Source organism: Pseudomonas sp. NPDC047961 (genome assembly GCF_050272435.1).
In the GTDB taxonomy this organism is placed as follows: Bacteria; Pseudomonadota; Gammaproteobacteria; order Pseudomonadales; family Pseudomonadaceae; genus Stutzerimonas.
In genome coordinates, this window is the sequence record NZ_JBNNMD010000001.1 from 416,763 (window position 1) to 433,450 (window position 16,688).

The 16,688-nt window shown below is 59.9% G+C and carries 19 protein-coding genes; 13 read left to right on the top strand and 6 right to left on the bottom strand.

What is annotated here, in order from left to right; all coding sequences use genetic code 11:
- The first annotated feature begins 3 nt into the window (after nucleotides 1-3).
- The 3 genes from ACQKIK_RS01945 to dapC are packed head-to-tail and all read left to right on the top strand — an operon-like array spanning nucleotide 4 to nucleotide 2,683.
- Nucleotides 4-714, top strand: a complete 711-nt coding sequence (locus ACQKIK_RS01945) for a DUF3108 domain-containing protein (RefSeq protein WP_241530605.1) — start codon at nucleotides 4-6, stop codon at nucleotides 712-714.
- Nucleotides 715-771: 57 nt separating this feature from the next.
- Nucleotides 772-1,437, top strand: a complete 666-nt coding sequence (locus ACQKIK_RS01950; protein ID WP_241530604.1) for a COG3650 family protein — start codon at nucleotides 772-774, stop codon at nucleotides 1,435-1,437.
- Between the two features lie 49 nt (nucleotides 1,438-1,486).
- Nucleotides 1,487-2,683: a succinyldiaminopimelate transaminase gene (dapC, locus tag ACQKIK_RS01955; protein WP_499134567.1), complete on the top strand. Its 1,197-nt coding sequence runs from the start codon at nucleotides 1,487-1,489 to the stop codon at nucleotides 2,681-2,683.
- Between the two features lie 37 nt (nucleotides 2,684-2,720).
- On the opposite strand, the gene ACQKIK_RS01960 is transcribed toward dapC, so the two are convergent.
- Nucleotides 2,721-2,867 carry a hypothetical protein gene (locus ACQKIK_RS01960; protein WP_499134569.1) on the bottom strand — a complete coding sequence of 49 codons (147 nt, stop codon included), beginning with the start codon at nucleotides 2,865-2,867 and terminating at the stop codon, nucleotides 2,721-2,723.
- Nucleotides 2,868-2,879: 12 nt separating this feature from the next.
- Nucleotides 2,880-3,125, bottom strand: coding sequence for a hypothetical protein (locus ACQKIK_RS01965; protein WP_045428781.1), 246 nt, complete (start codon nucleotides 3,123-3,125; stop codon nucleotides 2,880-2,882).
- A 186-nt stretch (nucleotides 3,126-3,311) separates the two neighbouring features.
- On the opposite strand from ACQKIK_RS01965, the gene ACQKIK_RS01970 reads away from it, so the two are divergent.
- From ACQKIK_RS01970 to ACQKIK_RS01985, 4 genes are all read left to right on the top strand, one after another.
- Nucleotides 3,312-3,683 (top strand): ArsC family reductase, encoded by a 372-nt coding sequence (locus tag ACQKIK_RS01970; RefSeq protein ID WP_499134571.1) that lies wholly within the window; start codon nucleotides 3,312-3,314, stop codon nucleotides 3,681-3,683.
- A 43-nt stretch (nucleotides 3,684-3,726) separates the two neighbouring features.
- Complete coding sequence (gene dapD / locus ACQKIK_RS01975; RefSeq protein WP_127838826.1) at nucleotides 3,727-4,761, top strand: 2,3,4,5-tetrahydropyridine-2,6-dicarboxylate N-succinyltransferase; 1,035 nt, start codon at nucleotides 3,727-3,729, stop codon at nucleotides 4,759-4,761.
- Between the two features lie 96 nt (nucleotides 4,762-4,857).
- The gene (locus ACQKIK_RS01980; RefSeq protein ID WP_499134572.1) at nucleotides 4,858-6,063 is read left to right on the top strand and encodes an aminotransferase class V-fold PLP-dependent enzyme; all 1,206 of its coding nucleotides are present in this window, start codon (nucleotides 4,858-4,860) and stop codon (nucleotides 6,061-6,063) included.
- Entirely contained in the window at nucleotides 6,060-6,473 is a 414-nt protein-coding gene (locus ACQKIK_RS01985; RefSeq protein ID WP_499134573.1) for a SufE family protein, read from the top strand. Before ACQKIK_RS01980 ends, ACQKIK_RS01985 begins: the two co-directional genes overlap by 4 nt.
- A gap of 33 nt (nucleotides 6,474-6,506) precedes the next feature.
- Here the strand turns inward: ACQKIK_RS01985 and tcdA are convergent, their stop codons facing one another.
- The gene (tcdA, locus tag ACQKIK_RS01990) at nucleotides 6,507-7,313 is read right to left on the bottom strand and encodes a tRNA cyclic N6-threonylcarbamoyladenosine(37) synthase TcdA (RefSeq protein ID WP_499134574.1); all 807 of its coding nucleotides are present in this window, start codon (nucleotides 7,311-7,313) and stop codon (nucleotides 6,507-6,509) included.
- Between the two features lie 161 nt (nucleotides 7,314-7,474).
- On the opposite strand from tcdA, the gene dapE reads away from it, so the two are divergent.
- The 3 genes from dapE (at nucleotide 7,475) to ACQKIK_RS02005 (ending at nucleotide 9,913) form a co-directional block, all read left to right on the top strand.
- Entirely contained in the window at nucleotides 7,475-8,623 is a 1,149-nt protein-coding gene (dapE, locus tag ACQKIK_RS01995) for a succinyl-diaminopimelate desuccinylase (RefSeq protein ID WP_499134576.1), read from the top strand.
- Nucleotides 8,617-9,420: a putative RNA methyltransferase gene (locus ACQKIK_RS02000; RefSeq protein WP_499134578.1), complete on the top strand. Its 804-nt coding sequence runs from the start codon at nucleotides 8,617-8,619 to the stop codon at nucleotides 9,418-9,420. The genes dapE and ACQKIK_RS02000 overlap by 7 nt, the downstream gene beginning before the upstream one ends.
- A gap of 121 nt (nucleotides 9,421-9,541) precedes the next feature.
- Nucleotides 9,542-9,913: a hypothetical protein gene (locus ACQKIK_RS02005; protein WP_499134580.1), complete on the top strand. Its 372-nt coding sequence runs from the start codon at nucleotides 9,542-9,544 to the stop codon at nucleotides 9,911-9,913.
- Nucleotides 9,914-9,973: 60 nt separating this feature from the next.
- On the opposite strand, the gene ACQKIK_RS02010 is transcribed toward ACQKIK_RS02005, so the two are convergent.
- Nucleotides 9,974-10,540 (bottom strand): DUF1285 domain-containing protein, encoded by a 567-nt coding sequence (locus ACQKIK_RS02010; protein ID WP_499134581.1) that lies wholly within the window; start codon nucleotides 10,538-10,540, stop codon nucleotides 9,974-9,976.
- A 9-nt stretch (nucleotides 10,541-10,549) separates the two neighbouring features.
- Nucleotides 10,550-11,152, bottom strand: a complete 603-nt coding sequence (locus ACQKIK_RS02015) for a DUF4823 domain-containing protein (protein ID WP_127838819.1) — start codon at nucleotides 11,150-11,152, stop codon at nucleotides 10,550-10,552.
- An 880-nt stretch (nucleotides 11,153-12,032) separates the two neighbouring features.
- Here ACQKIK_RS02015 and ACQKIK_RS02020 point away from each other — a divergent pair.
- The gene (locus ACQKIK_RS02020; protein WP_499134583.1) at nucleotides 12,033-13,493 is read left to right on the top strand and encodes an ATPase domain-containing protein; all 1,461 of its coding nucleotides are present in this window, start codon (nucleotides 12,033-12,035) and stop codon (nucleotides 13,491-13,493) included.
- A 43-nt stretch (nucleotides 13,494-13,536) separates the two neighbouring features.
- Nucleotides 13,537-14,547 carry a sensor histidine kinase gene (locus ACQKIK_RS02025; protein WP_499134584.1) on the top strand — a complete coding sequence of 337 codons (1,011 nt, stop codon included), beginning with the start codon at nucleotides 13,537-13,539 and terminating at the stop codon, nucleotides 14,545-14,547.
- Nucleotides 14,548-14,745: 198 nt separating this feature from the next.
- On the opposite strand, the gene ACQKIK_RS02030 is transcribed toward ACQKIK_RS02025, so the two are convergent.
- A complete protein-coding gene (locus ACQKIK_RS02030; protein ID WP_045428807.1) occupies nucleotides 14,746-15,366 on the bottom strand; it encodes a TetR/AcrR family transcriptional regulator in 621 nt (206 codons plus the stop codon).
- Between the two features lie 73 nt (nucleotides 15,367-15,439).
- Between ACQKIK_RS02030 and ACQKIK_RS02035 the strand changes: the two genes are divergently transcribed.
- Nucleotides 15,440-16,573, top strand: coding sequence for an aminotransferase class V-fold PLP-dependent enzyme (locus ACQKIK_RS02035; RefSeq protein WP_499134585.1), 1,134 nt, complete (start codon nucleotides 15,440-15,442; stop codon nucleotides 16,571-16,573).
- The last annotated feature ends 115 nt before the right edge of the window (nucleotides 16,574-16,688 follow it).

Genomic DNA, 16,688 nt, shown 5'->3' on the forward strand with positions numbered 1-16,688 from the left:
ATTATGCGCCGTGCCTTGCTGTTCGCCCTCGCCGTGCTGGCCCTGCCAGTCCAGGCTCTGGAGCTGAAGCCTTTCTCCGCTAGCTACACCGCAGACTGGAAACAGGTACCTGTCAGTGGCACAGCCCAGCGCAGCCTGGAAAAACGTGGTGACAATACCTGGGAGCTGGATTTCGAAGCCTCGATGCTGGTCGCCAGCTTCAACGAGCGCAGCGTTTTCACCGTCGAAGGCGAGACCTTCCTACCGCAGAAATACCGACTCAAACGCAGCGGGCTGGGCAAGGGCAAATCCATCGAGCACGACTTTGACTGGCAAGCCAAGCAGGTAGTCGGAGAAGACCGTGGTGACCCGGTGAAGCTTCCGCTGCATCGCGGCCTGTTGGACAAATCTACCTATCAGATCGCTCTTCAGCACGCGGTTGCAGCGGGCGAGAAGAGCATGAGCTATCAGGTCGTAGATGGCGACGAGATCGAAACCTACGATTTCCGCGTCCTTGGTGAGGAAAAAGTCAGCACAAAGGCCGGTCAGGTCGATGCCATCAAGGTCGAGCGCGTGCGCGATCCGACGCAGAGCAAGCGACAGACCATCCTCTGGTTCGCGAAGAATTGGGACTACATGCTGGTCCGCTTGCATCAGGTCGAAAAGGACGGCAAGGAGTACCAGATCATGCTCGAAGAAGGCACCGTCGACGGCCGACCCGTCAAAGGTAGCTGACCCATCTGCGCCAGCCCCACTGGCGCAGCATTGCCCCGCCTGAATTCGAGCCCGCCCATGATCGCACCCCGCGCTTTACTGCTCAGTCTCCTACCGGTTTTTGCCGGGTGCCAGTCACTGCAATGGGACGACCAGCCTCCGGCGCGACCGACCGAGCGACTGCAGGGCACCATCACCCAGCAGGACGGCAGATTGCAGTTCAGCAGCTGCCAGGGCCGACGCAACCTCGCGTTGCTCGACAGCGGCGCGACAGGCCTGCCCGACGATGCACAGGCGCTGATGGCCGGAAGCAACCAGCCTTTATTTGCCGACATCCGTGGCAGTTTGATCACCCAAAGTGGCGATAGCGACCAGTTTCAGCTGACTCAGGTGTATCGCCTGCAAACAGAGGGGCCGGGTTGCAGCGACGACACTTTCAACCGGTTGCTCCTGCGCGCGACGGGTCACGAGCCAGGCTGGAGCGTGAAGATCACCAGCGGCGGCTTGCTCCTTGAACGTCCCGGCCAACCGGCCTTGGCCTTGCCCTATCTGGAAGAGCAACTGCCCGGTGGCCAGACCAGCTTCAGTACCGAAGCCAACGATCAGCGCCTCGATCTGTGGGTAGCCCCGCAACGCTGCCTGGACAGCGCAACCGGCGCAGTCAGCCATCTGACTGCCGAGCTACGCCTGGACGGCCAGACCTTACGCGGCTGCGCCTCCTACGGCGGCGCCCGCCAAGACTGAATCAATCGAGGCGCAGCCTGGCGCCTCTCGACGTTTCGAAGACCTGACCATGAATGACGCCTTGACCCTGTTGCAGCCCTATCCTTTCGAAAAACTGCGCGGCCTGCTTGCCGGTGCGCAGCCGCCAGCAGACAAGCGCGCAATCGCGCTGTCGATCGGAGAGCCGAAACACCGTTCGCCGGATTTCGTCGCTCAAGCACTGGCCGACAACCTTGACCAGCTTGCGGTGTACCCCACCACGCAGGGCATCCCGGCGTTGCGCGAATCGATCGCCCGCTGGTGCGAACGACGCTTTGGTGTGACTCATGGCTCAGTCGACCCGGCACGGCATGTATTGCCGGTCAACGGCACCCGTGAAGCGCTGTTCGCCTTCACCCAAGCCGTGGTTAACCGCGAACAGGGTGCGCTGGTGGTCAGCCCCAACCCCTTCTATCAGATCTACGAAGGTGCGGCACTTCTGGCCGGCGCCACGCCGCATTATTTGCCTTGCACCGCGGATAATGGCTTCAATCCAGACTTCGACGCGGTTTCGCCAGAGGTCTGGCAGCAGACGCAGATCCTTTTCCTCTGCTCCCCGGGCAACCCGACCGGCGCACTGGTCCCGCTTGAAACGCTGAAGAAGCTGATCGCATTAGCGGACGAGTTCGATTTTGTCATCGCAGCCGACGAATGCTACAGCGAGCTGTATTTCGACGAAGACCAAGCGCCCGCTGGGCTGTTGACTGCATGCGCAGCGCTCGGACGCAACGATTTCAAGCGCTGCGTGGTTTTTCACAGCCTTTCCAAACGCTCGAACCTGCCGGGGCTGCGCTCCGGGTTTGTCGCGGGCGATGCCGACATTCTCAAAGCGTTTCTGCTGTACCGCACCTACCACGGCTGCGCCATGCCAGTGCAAACCCAACTGGCTAGCATCGCGGCTTGGAACGATGAGGTTCATGTGCAGGCCAATCGGCAGCTGTACCGGGAGAAATTCGACGCGGTGCTGGAGATCCTCTCGCCGGTGCTGGACGTGCAGCGACCGGACGGCGGCTTCTATCTGTGGCCGAAGACGCCAGTGGACGACCAGCTTTTCACCCGCGAGCTGTATGCACGCGAGCACGTCACGGTCGTCCCGGGGTCCTACCTGTCACGCGAGGTAGACGGCGTCAGCCCAGGAACCGGCCGTGTGCGCATGGCGCTTGTGGCGCCGCTGGAGGATTGCGTCGAGGCCGCGGAGCGAATTCGCGCGTTCATCACGACGCTTTGACGTCATAGCCGGACGCCACGGCGTCCGGCTCAGCGCGTCAGGCGACACCTGGCGGAATCATGTCTTTGCCATAGTCGCGCAGCTTCTCCAGATTTTCCGGCTTCATGTGTTCGGGAACGTCAGCCTTCGTGCTTTCATCCTGCTTACCCTGCTCGTCCGTGTTCGGCTTTTCCGATTCGCTCATGACATCCTCCCGTCAGATCGCATTTTCTTCCCAGATCAGCTCACCTTCATCGCTGACCTCCCTGACCTTGGTCAGCGCTGCCTCCGCGGCCACGTCAGCCTCGGACGCGAGGTCGTAACGGCGCCCGTTAGCGACTTTGAAAACATGTGCATTCTCGTCCGTGCCGCGACGCTTGATGGCGATCACCGCCTCGAACCCCTCGTCAGCGGGAACGGCGGACGAAATGGCCTCGTGGTTCTCGAAATGCTTGCGTGCCATACATGACCTCATCGTTACGATTGTTATCAATGGACAACATCTCGGGGGGAAAAGGTCGAACCTCTTTACTCGGGTGGCAAGCGCATGCGACAGGGAGGTCAGGCCGGCTTCGCGCCGCGGACGGCAGGGTTCGTCTCATCGTGGCATAATCCGCGGCCCAGTTTGGCCGGAGAATGCGGAGCTGTTATGCCAGATAAAAGCAAAGGACGCTGCCTGTACGGCATCAAGGCGTGCGACACCATGAAAAAAGCCCGTACCTGGCTCGACCAGCAGGGGCTAAGCTATGAATTTAATGACTACAAGAGCGCCGGGATCGACCGCGCCCACCTGGAAGCCTGGTGCAATGAACATGGTTGGCAGATCGTGCTCAACCGTGCCGGCACGACCTTCCGCAAACTGGACGATGAGCAGAAAGCCGATCTTGACCAGGCGAAGGCCATCGAACTGATGCTGGCCCAGCCGTCGATGATCAAGCGCCCAGTTCTCGATCTGGGCCACAAGACGCTCGTTGGCTTCAAGCCAGACACTTATGCTGCCGAGCTGGCAGCCAAGAACTGAGACCCGCTCGCCGAGACGAGCGCGACTGATAAAGGACTCCCCTATGAGCAATTCCCTCTTCAGCCTGGCGTTTGGCGTCGGCACCCAGAACCGCCAGGGCAGCTGGCTGGAAGTTTTCTATGCGCAGCCACTGCTGCACCCGAGCGGCGAGCTGGTCGCCGCCATTGCGCCCCTGCTGAATTATGAAGGTGGCAATCAGGCCGTCACCATCAATACCACCCAGGCGGCTCAACTGGCCGATGCCATCAAGCCACTCGACACCGCTCAACATGCATTGTTGACCCGCCTTGCCGAAAGCCAGCGCCCGTTGGTCGTGACCTTGCTCGCCGAGGATGCAGCACTGACCTCCACCCCTGAGGCCTATCTCAAGCTGCATTTGATTTCCCATCGTCTGGTCAAGCCGCACGGCTTGAACCTCACTGGCATCTTCCCGCTACTGCCTAACGTCGCCTGGACCAATCAGGGCGCCGTCGATCTGGCCGAGCTGGCCGAGCGCCAACTGGAAGCGCGCCTGAAGGGCTATCTGCTGGAAGTCGTCTCGGTCGACAAAATCCCGAAGATGACCGACTACGTGGTGCCGGCCGGTGTTCGTATCGCCGACAGCGCGCGTATCCGCCTCGGCGCCTACGTCGGTGAAGGCACCACGGTGATGCATGAAGGCTTCATCAACTTTAACGCTGGTACTGAAGGCCCGGGCATGATCGAAGGCCGTGTCTCCGCTGGAGTGTTCGTCGGCAAGGGCTCGGATCTGGGCGGCGGCTGCTCGACCATGGGCACCCTGTCCGGTGGCGGCAACATCGTCATTTCGGTCGGCGAAGGCTGCCTGATCGGCGCAAACGCGGGGATTGGCATTCCGTTGGGTGACCGCAACACCGTGGAATCCGGCCTCTACATCACAGCCGGTACCAAGGTGAACCTGCTCGATGAGCAAGGCGAGCTGGTCAAGGTCGTCAAGGCGCGCGAACTGGCCGGCCAGACGGATCTGCTATTCCGCCGCAATTCGCTGAGCGGTGCGGTCGAATGCAAGACGCACAAGTCTGCGATCGAGCTGAACGAGGCGCTGCACGCGCACAACTAAACGCAGCGTCAAAACGTAGACAGGCTGGCGCTAGCTCGCCAGCCCGGTTTACGCAGTTCCTCCATCAGGCGTCCCGTCCTGCTTTCAGGAGTCCCCATGCCGCTGACATCCCCCTGGCGCGCCGACTTTCCCGCCTTGGCTATCTTTGAGGCCCAAGGTCAGACCTATCTGGACAGCGCTGCCACTTCGCAGAAGCCACAGGCACTGATCGATGCCCTCACCGGCTACTACACCAGTGGCACCGCCAATGTGCATCGAGCCCAACACCAACCGGCAGAACGGGCGACCCGCGCATTCGAGGACTCACGTATCAAGGTGGCGCGCTGGCTCAACGCCGCATGTCCGACCGAAATCGTTTTTGCCCGCGGTGCCACCGAAGCACTGAATCTCCTCGCCTACGGGCTTGAGCACCTGATTTCAGCTGGCGATGAAATTGTCGTCAGCGCCCTTGAGCACCACGCCAATCTGCTGCCTTGGCAGCAATTGGCCAAGCGACGTGCCGCCAAGCTTGTCGTACTGCCGCTCGACGAGCGCGGCATTATCGACCTCGAGGCAGCAGCCAGCCTGATCGGCCCGCGCACCCGCCTGCTTGCCGTCAGCCAGTTATCCAACGTCTTGGGCGCATGGCAGCCATTGCGCGAGTTGTTGCCAATGGCCAAGGCGCAGGGCGCGCTCAGCATAGTCGACGGTGCCCAAGGCGTGGTTCACGGCCGACATGACCTGCAGGCGCTGGACTGCGATTTCTATGTGCTCTCCAGTCATAAGCTGTACGGCCCGGAAGGTGTTGGCGCGCTCTACGGCCGGGGCGAGTCATTGCTCAAACTCAAGCATTGGCAATTCGGCGGGGAAATGGTCCGTGTCGCTGATTTCCAGCATGCCGACTTCCACGCGGCCCCACTGGGTTTCGAAGCCGGAACCCCGCCCATCGGGGGTGTGATCGGCCTGGGCGCCACGCTGGACTACCTGTCGAGACTGGATGCCGATACCGTTGACCGGCACGAGCTCGCCCTGCATAACGCGTTGCGCACCGGTTTGGCTGAGCGGGCAGGCCTGCGACTGCTCGGCGATCCGCAGCTGGCGCTGGCAAGCTTTACGGTCGATGGCGTCCATCACGGCGATCTGGCCCACCTGCTGACCGAACAAGGTATCGCCATACGCAGCGGCACCCATTGTGCGCAGCCCTTGATGAAAAGACTGGATATCGAAGGTGCGATTCGCGTATCGCTCGGGCTGTATAACGACGGACTCGATCTGGAGCGATTCTTCGATGCGCTGGATCGGGCACTGGAAATGTTGCGATGACCGCGCTCCCCGAAGCCGCCGCCGAAACGCTGCAGGCCTTTCAGTTGGCTGCCGGTTGGGAACAACGTGCGCGGCTGTTGATGCAATGGGGTGATCGCCTTGAGCCCCTGAGCGACACCGAACGCAACGCGCTCAACGTGGTTGCCGGATGCGACAGCAAGCTCTGGCTAGTCGGCGAGCGACAGGACAACCACTGGCATTTCCGCGGCACCAGCGAGGCGCGTCTGTTGCGTGGGCTGCTTGCCGTGCTGCTGGTTCGCGTCAATGGCCTGAATGTCGGCGAGCTACAGCAGCTCGACATAGCGGAATGGTTCAGCCAACTTGGCCTCTCACGGCAGCTTTCGCCATCACGAGCCAATGGCATGAACGCCGTTATTGGCAGAATGCGTGAGCTGGCAGAGGCTACCTGACCGGCGCTAACAGAGGCCAGATAGACGCCGCTATCAGGTCTTCAGACGTTCCGCCGGCCGCCGAGCCCCGGCGACCAGCTTGTCTACCGCCCTAGCCGCCGCAACCAGACCGAAAGTGGCCGTGACCATCATCGACGCGCCGAACCCGCCGGCACAGTCGAGCTTCACCCCTTCACCGACGAAGCTTTTGCTTTGACAGACGCCACCATCTGGCTTGGGGTAGCGCAGCTGTTCGGTGGAAAACACACACGGCACGCTGTAGGTCCGCCCAGGGGTTCGAGAGAAAGTGTATTCACGCCGTAATAGCGAACGCGCTTTCGCCGCGAGGGGGTCGTTGAATGTTTTGTTCAAATCGGCGACCTGGATCTGGGTGGGGTCCACCTGTCCGCCCGCGCCGCCAGTGGCGATGATCTGGATCTTGCGACGTTTGCACCAGGCGATGAGCGCGGCCTTGGCCGGCACGCTGTCGATGCAGTCAATAACGCAATCCAGCTGCTCGGTGATGTACTCGGCCATGGTTTCGCGAGTCACGAAGTCGGCCACGGCGTGAACCACACACGCCGGGTTGATCGCCTTTATCCGCGCCAACATTTCATCCACCTTTGGCTTGCCCACCGCGCCTTCAAGCGCATGGATCTGCCGATTGGTGTTGGTGATGCAGACATCATCGAGATCGAACAGACTGATCTCACCGACGCCACTGCGCGCCAGCGCTTCGGCCGCCCAGGAGCCGACCCCGCCGATACCGACCACCGCGACATGCGCAGCCGCTAAACGCTGCAGCCCCTCGGAGCCGTACAGACGGGCAATGCCGCCGAAACGTTGATCGTCGATAGACATGTCATACCTCAAACAAGACGTTTGCCGATTATAGGCCCGAGCCCCACGTCGTCCCAGCCAGGCATACCGAGGCGTTTCGAAAACGGCTTGCTTCCGCCCCGCTGCTGCCATGCTTTTTAATTTAATATGGCGACCTTTCCCCGCCTTGCCCCGGAGCTGTGATGATCGCCGCCGCCCTCTCACCGACCCTCGAACTCGCCTGCGAGCTGATCAATCGGCCATCGGTCACACCGCTGGATGAGGGTTGTCAGCAACTGATGAGTGAGCGCCTCGCCGCCTGCGGCTTTGCCATCGAGCCAATGCACATTGAGGACGTCGAGAACTTCTGGGCGATCCACGGCAGCGAAGGTCCCGTGTTGTGCTTCGCCGGCCATACCGACGTGGTCCCTACCGGCCCGATACAGGCGTGGCAGAATCCTCCGTTTGCCGCGCGAATCGACGAAAACGGCATGCTTCATGGCCGTGGCGCTGCCGACATGAAAGGCAGCTTGGCGTCGATGATTGTCGCGGTCGAGCGCTTTACCGCTGAGCATCCGAACCACAAAGGCCAGATCGCTTTCCTCATCACCAGCGACGAGGAAGGCCCTGCGCACCACGGCACAAAGGCTGTGGTAGAGCGCTTGCGTGAGCGCGGCCAGCGGCTTGACTGGTGCATCGTTGGTGAGCCATCGAGCACTACGCTGGTCGGCGACGTGGTCAAAAACGGCCGCCGCGGCTCCCTCGGTGGCACGCTTACGGTTCGCGGCCAACAGGGCCATGTGGCTTACCCGCATCTTGCCAAGAACCCGATCCATCTGGCGGCACCGGCACTGGCCGAACTGGCAGGTGAACACTGGGACGATGGCAATGACTTTTTCCCGCCAACCAGCTTCCAGATCTCCAACCTGAATTCGGGCACAGGCGCCACCAACGTCATCCCCGGCACGCTGGAGGCGGTGTTCAATTTCCGTTTTTCCACCGAATCCACCGTCGAAGGGTTGCAGCGACGCACTGCGGCGATTCTCGATAAACACGGTCTCGACTGGAACGTCGACTGGGCCCTTTCGGGCCTACCCTTCTTGACTGAACCCGGTGATCTGCTCGACGGCGTGGCTGCGGCAATCCGCAGCGTCACCGGCCGCGAGACCACACCGTCCACCAGTGGCGGCACCTCGGACGGGCGTTTCATCGCGACACTGGGCACCCAGGTCGTCGAGCTGGGCCCGGTCAACGCAACGATTCATCAGGTGGATGAGCATATCCTCGCCAGCGACCTCGACCTGCTCACCGAGATCTACTACCAGACCCTGGTCAACCTGCTCGCATGCTGACCTGTCCTATCTGCCACGCCGAGCTCAGCGCGGCGGACAACGACGTCGCCTGCCCGGCTAATCACCGGTTCGATCGGGCCCGCCAGGGCTATCTCAATCTGCTGCCAGTGCAGCACAAGAACAGCCGCGACCCGGGCGACAACCAGGCCATGGTCGAGGCGCGGCGGCGCTTCCTCGAGGCGGGTTACTACGCGCCGCTGGCGACGCGACTGGCACAGCTGGCAGCCGAACGCTCACCGAGTCGCTGGCTGGATATCGGCTGTGGCGAAGGTTATTACACAGCGCAGATTGCTCAGGCTTTGCCCGATGCGGACGGCTACGCGCTGGACATTTCCCGTGAAGCCGTCAAACGCGCCTGTAAGCGTGCGCCGCAGATCGAGTGGCTGGTAGCAAGCATGGCACGGGTGCCACTGGCTGATGCCAGCTGCGATCTGCTGGCCAGTGTATTCAGCCCGCTGGACTGGACCGAAGCACTGCGTCTGCTAGCACCCGGCGGCGGCCTGCTGCGCATGGGTCCGACTCGCGAGCACTTATGGGAATTGCGAGGTCTGCTGTACGACGAAGTCCGCGACTACGACGATCAGAAGCATCTATCGCTGATCCCCGAGGGCATGCACCTCGCTCACAGCGAGACACTGTCCTTCGAGCTGCAACTGGATGACCCACAAGCCCGTGCTGATCTACTGGCGATGACCCCGCACGGTTGGCGCGCCAGCGCCGAACGCCGCGCAGCAGTCATCCAAGCGCCATTGCACGTACGGGTTGCGATACGCTATGACTGGATTCAGCGAGACTGATCAGGTTATCCAAACGAATACGGCATCGGCTTTTGGGTCGATCCAATGCGTCTGATGCAGCCCTCTAGGCTTCAACAGTCAACATCAACCGGCTGCAACATCAGCCAGACAAGGCCATCCCATGCGTCAACCGGATATCGAAATCTACCTTAGGGACGCGAGCCAGGACGCCGTCACTGAGTGGCTGAACCAGGCGGTTGGAAGCTGCTCTGCCTGGCAAGCCAAGGGTAAAACCTTCAAGTGCAGAGCCGGCGACATTCCAGTGACCTGGCTGCCGAAGGCCGTGGGAAAGTGGCACAGCCTGTTGCTCGAAAGCGACGCGACACCCTGGGAAGATGATGTCGCCTGCGCCCGCGACGCCTATCAGGTACTAGGAGTAGAGATTCGCTGCGCGCCGGGCGGTTGGCAGGAAGAAGAATCGGTGGAAGACGCCGACCGCTGGCTCAGCGTCAGCGAGCGCGGCGAAGCTGAAATCCTCTGGCGGACCGACTAATCACCCATTGGCACAGTACGCGCGATACGGCTTCCTTCTGTAGCGATACGCTCTATCGAACTACTCGGAGCGACCGATCGGGAAAAACTGGCCTTGGCTCCAGACGCCCAGCCAATCGGCGCCATCGATCTCACGCGACACGGCTAATTCCACCAACTGGTAGAACACGTTGCGATGAATCAGCGCTTCGAGGTTGGCCCGCACATGAACATAGGGTGCTGGCTCCTGAGTGTCCGGATCTAGCTCGACCCGGATTGGGTGCTCTGCTCCCGCTTCGGTTTCGTCGCCTACATTGGTGATAAAGCGGAGCACCTGGGCTTCTCCGCTTCCCTCTGCCACCAGCTCAACCGCCACGAACGGCGCATCATCCACCTTGATACCGACCTTCTCGACTGGGGTCACCAAGAAGTAATCATCGCCGTCTCGCCGGATCACCGTGGAAAACAGTCGCACCATAGCAGGCCGCCCGATAGGCGTGCCCTGGTAGAACCAGCTACCGTCGCGCATGATCCGCATGTCCAGATCACCACAGAACGGCGGATTCCACAGGTGCACCGGTGGCAAGCCTTTCTTCTCGGCTTTGGGAATCTGACTCAACAGATTCGCAGCTTTTCCCGCATCGCTCATATTGGCTCCTCAGCGCCCCAGGCCTATCAGACGCCGGGCGTAATCACGCAAGGGCGGACCCAACAAGACCTGCGGTGTCGCGTCATATATGTTTAGCAATCCGCCGCGACTGCGAATACTTGCCGTATCGGCCAGATACCTATTGCCGGTCTCGATCAGCATCAACTGAACCGTGCTCGTATCAACACCCAGTCGATCAAGCGCGCGTTGGTCATCAAACTCATCGAAACTGCCGATACGGTCGTCTGCTGCGGCGAATCGTGTGTACAGCAAGTAATGGGCACCAGCGATTGCCGCCTGGTTCAATGCTTCTTCCAGTCCTACAGGTTCTGGAGCACGCCGGACCAGCGGAAAGTACAGAACAAAGCTCTCAAACGCCTCTTCGGCTACTACGTTCGGGCGCGGATAGGCGCCACCTGGGGGAACGAAGTGACCCTGCGCAATGTAGATGAACGAGTCGGGCTGCAGGCGCCACGAGGCGGACCTGACAGTCTCGCTATGGTCGAGAATACCAACGTCGCGCAGCTGATGGCGGGTCCCCTCAGCCATGTCGCTTACCTTCATGCAGCCGCTTAACAGGAGTGCGGCCACGATAAGGCTAAACACATTCATCTCTCGCTCCAGACGTGACGGAAAACCGACTATTAGCGAAGCAATGCAGCAAACACGCCAGTTCAACGATGCGTCACACACAATCGCCTTCCGTCGCGCAGTAATGAAACCGGTGCCATCAATCTGATAGAGCGCCGCTGATATCTTGCGCAGCGAATAATAGCCCGCCATACGCGCACGATTGGCGCGGTGGCTCTACGGATAAACCACCGGCACGAGCGCATCAGCATCAAAAGTGACGAATGCCCGTGTCTGGATGATTGCCCTATATCGGTAGTCTTCACACTGGAAAATAGCTAGATCCTCCCGTTTTTTTGTTCCTGAAGTTCACCGTTCCCATGATCGAAAAAGGATACGGACCTAACGTCATGGCCGGTTAAGTCTTCGTTTCTCACCTTAGGGTGTACTATCAACACGTGCCCCATCAGATACCGGCTAGCTATGTCCACGCGAAGCGAAGAGAGCCATGAGATTGTAGGTTCTCTGACGCGTCGACGCGTCGCGTTGGCCCTAACCCTGACGCCGCAGCAGTCGCCCAAGCGATCATCTCCATACTGCAGAACATAGACTCATCGCTGACCCCCATCGTCGGGCAGCAAGGTGTTGCTGCGCTTTATCGCCGTAGCCTGCATTTGTGCCTCTCTAGCCACCCACACCTGGCCCGCAGTTATGACGGGATGCAGGCTTCTCTCGACCTGACTGTTCTGCAGGCCGTGCTCGTTAAGCAAAGCGAAGCCGAAGCGCTGTTTTTTGGTAAGGTGTTGCTAGTTACATTCCACGAGCTGCTGACCACGCTTATCGGGTCCTCGCTCACTACACGCTTGCTTCGCGGTGTGTGGGAACCTTCTTCGAGCGAAACCCCTGCGCAGGAAAAATCGCCATGAGCACCAAAGCGACTATCAACCGCCTAGCCACCGGTGTGCCGGGGTTGGATGAAGTGCTTGGCGGAGGGTTGCCGAAGTTTTCCTTCAACCTGATCGCCGGCCCCCCAGGCTGTGGCAAAACCACCCTGGCTCACCAAATGATGTTCGCGCTGGCGACCCCAGAACGCCCCGCGCTTTTTTTTACGGTGCTCGGTGAGCCACCGCTGAAAATGCTGTGCTATCAACACCAGTTCGAGTTCTTCGACAGCGAAGCGATTAACAAGTCGATCCGCTACATCAACCTGGCTGACGACACCCTCGCCGGCGATCTGGACGAAGTGCTGCGGCGTATCGTCAGCGAGGTCGAAAGCCATTCGCCCGCGCTGGTGTTCGTCGACTCGTTCCGTTCGGTAGTCCTGGCAAGCCAGACCCAGAACAACCCGAACAACAACCTGCCGCAGTTCATTCAACAACTGGGCATGTTGATGACCACCTGGCAGGCAACGACCTTTCTGATTGGTGAGTACTTCACCGAAACCGATACCAACCCGATTTTCACCGTGGCCGATGGGCTGATCTGGTTGCGCCAGAGCGTTCAGCGCAATTCCATGGTACGTAAGATGGAAATCATGAAGATGCGCGGCCAGCCGACGTTGCCTGGCTTGCACACGTTCCGCATCGGCACATCGGGAATCAAGGTGTTTGCACCCACGGTGTCCAGTCCCGTCGAGGAACCGCAGACCTTCCCTCTGAAGCGCCTGAAAATGGGCGTACCGCGGCTCGACGATATGCTCGGCGGTGGACTGCCTCTGGGCTATTCCCTGCTCGTGGCCGGGCCATCGGGTTCTGGTAAAAGCATTCTGGCTGCATCCTTCCTCGCCGAGGGTGTTCGCAATGGCGAAACCGGGGTCATCGCCGTATTCGAACAACGACCCAATCGCTCGCAAAATGCCACCCTTGCCGATTTGATCAAGCACGACCAAGTCGGTTTGGTCGACAGTCGTGCCCCGGACCTATCCATCGATGAAATCGTTTCTCAGCTGTTGAGCGAGATCGACCGGTTGAAGGCGACCCGCGTGGTAATCGATTCCCTCTCGGGCTTCGAACTGGCGCTGGCCCCTACATTCCGTGAAGACTATCGCGAATCGCTTTCACGGATGGTCACCGCACTGACCTCTGTTGGGGTCAGTGTGCTGATGACCTCGGAGCTCGAAGATCGCTACACGGACTTGCGATTCAGCCCTTACGGTACGGCCTTTCTCACCGACGCCATCATCGTCCAACGTTATATAGAAGTAGAGAGCCGCTTGTTGCGCATCATGGCGGTGGTCAAGGTGCGCGCCAGCAGTCATTCGGATGAGTTACGCCTGTATCGCATTGACGATGACGGTCTACAGATCGGTGAGATGTTGTCGGATCAAGAAGGTCTGCTCGGAGGCCGACCTACCCAACGGCGTCTCAGTGGGAACGTGGGGTGAACACAACCTCGTGAAAACGACCAGTGCCGACAACGCTCAAGCAATGGCTACCGCCTCCAGCGAACTGTTCCGACTCGGGCAGCAAACCGTTGAAGCGCGTGCGGTGCTGGCGGCATTGCATAAAGAGCTCAACGACACCAACGCCCAGCTCGTCGACAGTCAGCAGATGGAGCAGCTGATCGAGGCCAACCAGCAATTGGTTCTAGCGACCCTGTTAGCGCAGTCGGATGCAAAAAGATCGCAGCTCACGCAAGCAGAGCAGCAGCTATATGAGGATATGCGTGAAGCCAACGAACAGTTGGTTACGGCCGCCTTGAGCGCAAAAGACCTACAGGCCTCAGCCGAACTCGCCCTGGAGCAGCAACGCAAGGTACTCGCATTGGTAGCTCACGAACTGCGCAATCCCCTGACTCCCATCAGCATGATCGCAGGGCGTCTGGGTCGTGTGCCCAGTGAGGAGCTGCCGCGAATGCAGGCCTTGATCGAGGGACAGGTTCGCCACATGTCTCGACTGGTAGAAGACCTGCTAGACCTCGCGCGCGCCAGCACCGGCAAGTTTCGACTCGAATGCCGCGTTGTCGATATGACTGAGATCATCCATGAAGCTGTGGATCTCTGCAGTCCGGTAATGATCGCGCGAGACATACACTTGAGCACAATAATCCCTGAGGGTGTGCTGGCAATAAATGGCGACCCCATGCGGCTCGCCCAGATCCTCGGCAACCTGTTGGGTAATGCGGCTAAGTACACGCCGGTCGGTGGCTCGGTCAGCCTTTTGGCTACTGCCGAAGGGAACATGGTGGAGGTCAGCATTCGCGATAACGGCATCGGGATCACAGCACAAGCGCTCCCGTTCATTTTCGAGCCATTCGTGCAGGATGTGAATGCGGTTAGTTTCAACGGCGCAGGGCTGGGCATCGGTCTGACGGTAGTGCGCGAGTTGGTCGAGGCACACGGTGGCACGGTGACCGGCAAGAGTGAGGGAAGCGGAAAAGGAAGTGAGCTGGTTGTGAGGCTTCCCTTGGTGAAGCATGACACTTCGCCGGGACGCTGAATCTGAAATCCAAATGCTGAGATGGTTTCCCAGCACTAACGACCAGAGTAGTCGCGACGGCACAGCAGCGGCCGAGGAAGTCCGCTGCCCTATATAGTCCGAATGACCCGTTTCAGTCACCAACCTTTATGCGTTCTCAATTCTAGAGAATGCTCCGCGACCCTATCATTAGTACGCCACCACATTGCAGAGACTGGGCTAGTCTCGCTTGCGCTTGTTGCCCATACGCACGCCGATATCCATAAGAAACTGGAAGAAGCCTTCTTGATCCTCCAGAACATTGCTCCAGAACGGCGAGTGGTAGAGCGCTACAGCCCCATGTACCAAGGCCCAGGCTGCGCAATAGTGGAAATAAGGCGGCACGTCCTCCAGCTTTCCTTCGGCAATGCGCCCTTTGATCAGCTGAGTTAGATGCTCGAAGTTGGAGGCACGGATACGGTGCAGCTCCTCGACCATTTCCGGTACCTGATTACCCTTGACCACCTTTTCCTCGAGACGGTCGAACAACCGATAGCGCTGGGGATCGCCCATGCGAAATTCGAAGTAGGCGCGAGACAGAGCTTCTTTGTCCTGATCAAGACTCGGTGAATGCAGCAGCTCGTTCAGATCCCGCTCATAGTCGAGCATCAGCCGCAGGTAGATTTCGGCCTTTGATTTGAAGTGCTTGTAGATGGTGCCTTTGCCGATCCCCACCCTGTCGGCGATCATCTCGACGGTGACGCTGTCTTCTCCCTGTTCGAGGAACAACTGGAGCGCCGTGTCGAGAATCTCTTGTTCGCGACGGCGAAATTCGCGGACCTTACGGGATTCATTTTGCATAAGTGGCTGCAGTGTGAAAAATCGAAGCAGATGATTATGCCTGTTTAGTCAGAAAATGCACGGAAGATTGCCTATGAGTACATTGAATGACGAATTCCCCCAGATCGACGGCTTACGGTACCTGAATCACGCTGCCGTCTCGCCCTGGCCTCGCCGTGCGAGCGATGCGGTAACCAGGTTTGCCCAACAGAACATCACGATTGGCGCGCGCGACTACCCGCAGTGGCTGGCGGTCGAAACCCGTCTGCGAAATCGCCTGGCCAGATTGCTGAACGCACCAACCCCGGCAGACATAGCGCTGGTCAAGAACACCTCGGAAGCACTGTCTTTCGTAGCCTTCGGACTGGAGTGGAAGCCCGGTGACCAGGTCGTCATCAGCGACGAGGAGTTTCCCTCCAACCGTGTAGTTTGGGAGGCGTTGCGGCCGCAAGGGGTCGAGGTCATCCAGGTCAGCCTCAAGGGCGAAGATCCCGAAGGCGACCTGCTCGCGGCCTGCGGGCCGAACGTTCGCTTGCTGGCGATCAGCGCCGTGCAGTACGCGAGCGGCCTGCGGCTAGACCTGCCGCGACTCGGTGAAGGCTGCGAACAACGTGGCGTACTGCTGTGCATCGACGCAATCCAACAGCTGGGCGCACTGCCATTCGATGCTCAGCAATGCCGGTGTGCATTTGCGATGGCCGACGGACATAAATGGCTGCTGGGCCCAGAAGGCCTGGGTGTGTTCTATTGCCGGAGCGATCTACGCGATCAGCTCAAGCTTCACGAGTACGGCTGGCATATGCTCGAGCACGCCGGTGATTATGACCGCAGCGATTGGCAGCCGGCGAACAACGCGCAGCGCTTTGAGTGCGGCAGCCCGAACCTGCTCGGCGCCATGGCATTGGAAGCCAGCCTGTCCTTATTGGAAGAGGTGGGAATAGTCACGGTGGCACAGGCACTGGCCGAACGCATCGACCACCTCCAGCGAGAGCTATCGGCCATGCCGGGGGCCGAATTGCTAAGCCCAACCGATCCAGCTCGGCGAGCCGGCATCCTGACGTTCCGGATCGACGGGATCGACAACCCGACGCTTTTTCAACGCCTCAAGGAGGAGCAGGTCGTCTGTGCGCTTCGTGGTGGAGGGATCAGATTCTCACCACATTTCTACACGCCGCCAGGGGTCATCGAGCAGAGCCTAGCAGTGGTTCGCGGGCTGCTCGCGAAGTGAGCGATCAGCCTGGACGCGACTATTCCAAATCCGTTTAAAAATCGCCGCAATCGCCCAGCAGCGTTTAGGATTCGGACCAATACTGCAATCACTGGCCGCGCAATCCCCCCACTGC

Coding starts and splice junctions, on each gene's coding strand:
- ACQKIK_RS01945 (WP_241530605.1), top strand. CDS start 4: ATGCGCCGTGCCTTGCTGTTCGCCCTCGCCGTGCTGGCCCTGCCAGTC.
- ACQKIK_RS01950 (WP_241530604.1), top strand. CDS start 772: ATGATCGCACCCCGCGCTTTACTGCTCAGTCTCCTACCGGTTTTTGCC.
- dapC (WP_499134567.1), top strand. CDS start 1,487: ATGAATGACGCCTTGACCCTGTTGCAGCCCTATCCTTTCGAAAAACTG.
- ACQKIK_RS01960 (WP_499134569.1), bottom strand. CDS start 2,867: ATGAGCGAATCGGAAAAGCCGAACACGGACGAGCAGGGTAAGCAGGAT.
- ACQKIK_RS01965 (WP_045428781.1), bottom strand. CDS start 3,125: ATGGCACGCAAGCATTTCGAGAACCACGAGGCCATTTCGTCCGCCGTT.
- ACQKIK_RS01970 (WP_499134571.1), top strand. CDS start 3,312: ATGCCAGATAAAAGCAAAGGACGCTGCCTGTACGGCATCAAGGCGTGC.
- dapD (WP_127838826.1), top strand. CDS start 3,727: ATGAGCAATTCCCTCTTCAGCCTGGCGTTTGGCGTCGGCACCCAGAAC.
- ACQKIK_RS01980 (WP_499134572.1), top strand. CDS start 4,858: ATGCCGCTGACATCCCCCTGGCGCGCCGACTTTCCCGCCTTGGCTATC.
- ACQKIK_RS01985 (WP_499134573.1), top strand. CDS start 6,060: ATGACCGCGCTCCCCGAAGCCGCCGCCGAAACGCTGCAGGCCTTTCAG.
- tcdA (WP_499134574.1), bottom strand. CDS start 7,313: ATGTCTATCGACGATCAACGTTTCGGCGGCATTGCCCGTCTGTACGGC.
- dapE (WP_499134576.1), top strand. CDS start 7,475: ATGATCGCCGCCGCCCTCTCACCGACCCTCGAACTCGCCTGCGAGCTG.
- ACQKIK_RS02000 (WP_499134578.1), top strand. CDS start 8,617: ATGCTGACCTGTCCTATCTGCCACGCCGAGCTCAGCGCGGCGGACAAC.
- ACQKIK_RS02005 (WP_499134580.1), top strand. CDS start 9,542: ATGCGTCAACCGGATATCGAAATCTACCTTAGGGACGCGAGCCAGGAC.
- ACQKIK_RS02010 (WP_499134581.1), bottom strand. CDS start 10,540: ATGAGCGATGCGGGAAAAGCTGCGAATCTGTTGAGTCAGATTCCCAAA.
- ACQKIK_RS02015 (WP_127838819.1), bottom strand. CDS start 11,152: ATGAATGTGTTTAGCCTTATCGTGGCCGCACTCCTGTTAAGCGGCTGC.
- ACQKIK_RS02020 (WP_499134583.1), top strand. CDS start 12,033: ATGAGCACCAAAGCGACTATCAACCGCCTAGCCACCGGTGTGCCGGGG.
- ACQKIK_RS02025 (WP_499134584.1), top strand. CDS start 13,537: ATGGCTACCGCCTCCAGCGAACTGTTCCGACTCGGGCAGCAAACCGTT.
- ACQKIK_RS02030 (WP_045428807.1), bottom strand. CDS start 15,366: ATGCAAAATGAATCCCGTAAGGTCCGCGAATTTCGCCGTCGCGAACAA.
- ACQKIK_RS02035 (WP_499134585.1), top strand. CDS start 15,440: ATGAGTACATTGAATGACGAATTCCCCCAGATCGACGGCTTACGGTAC.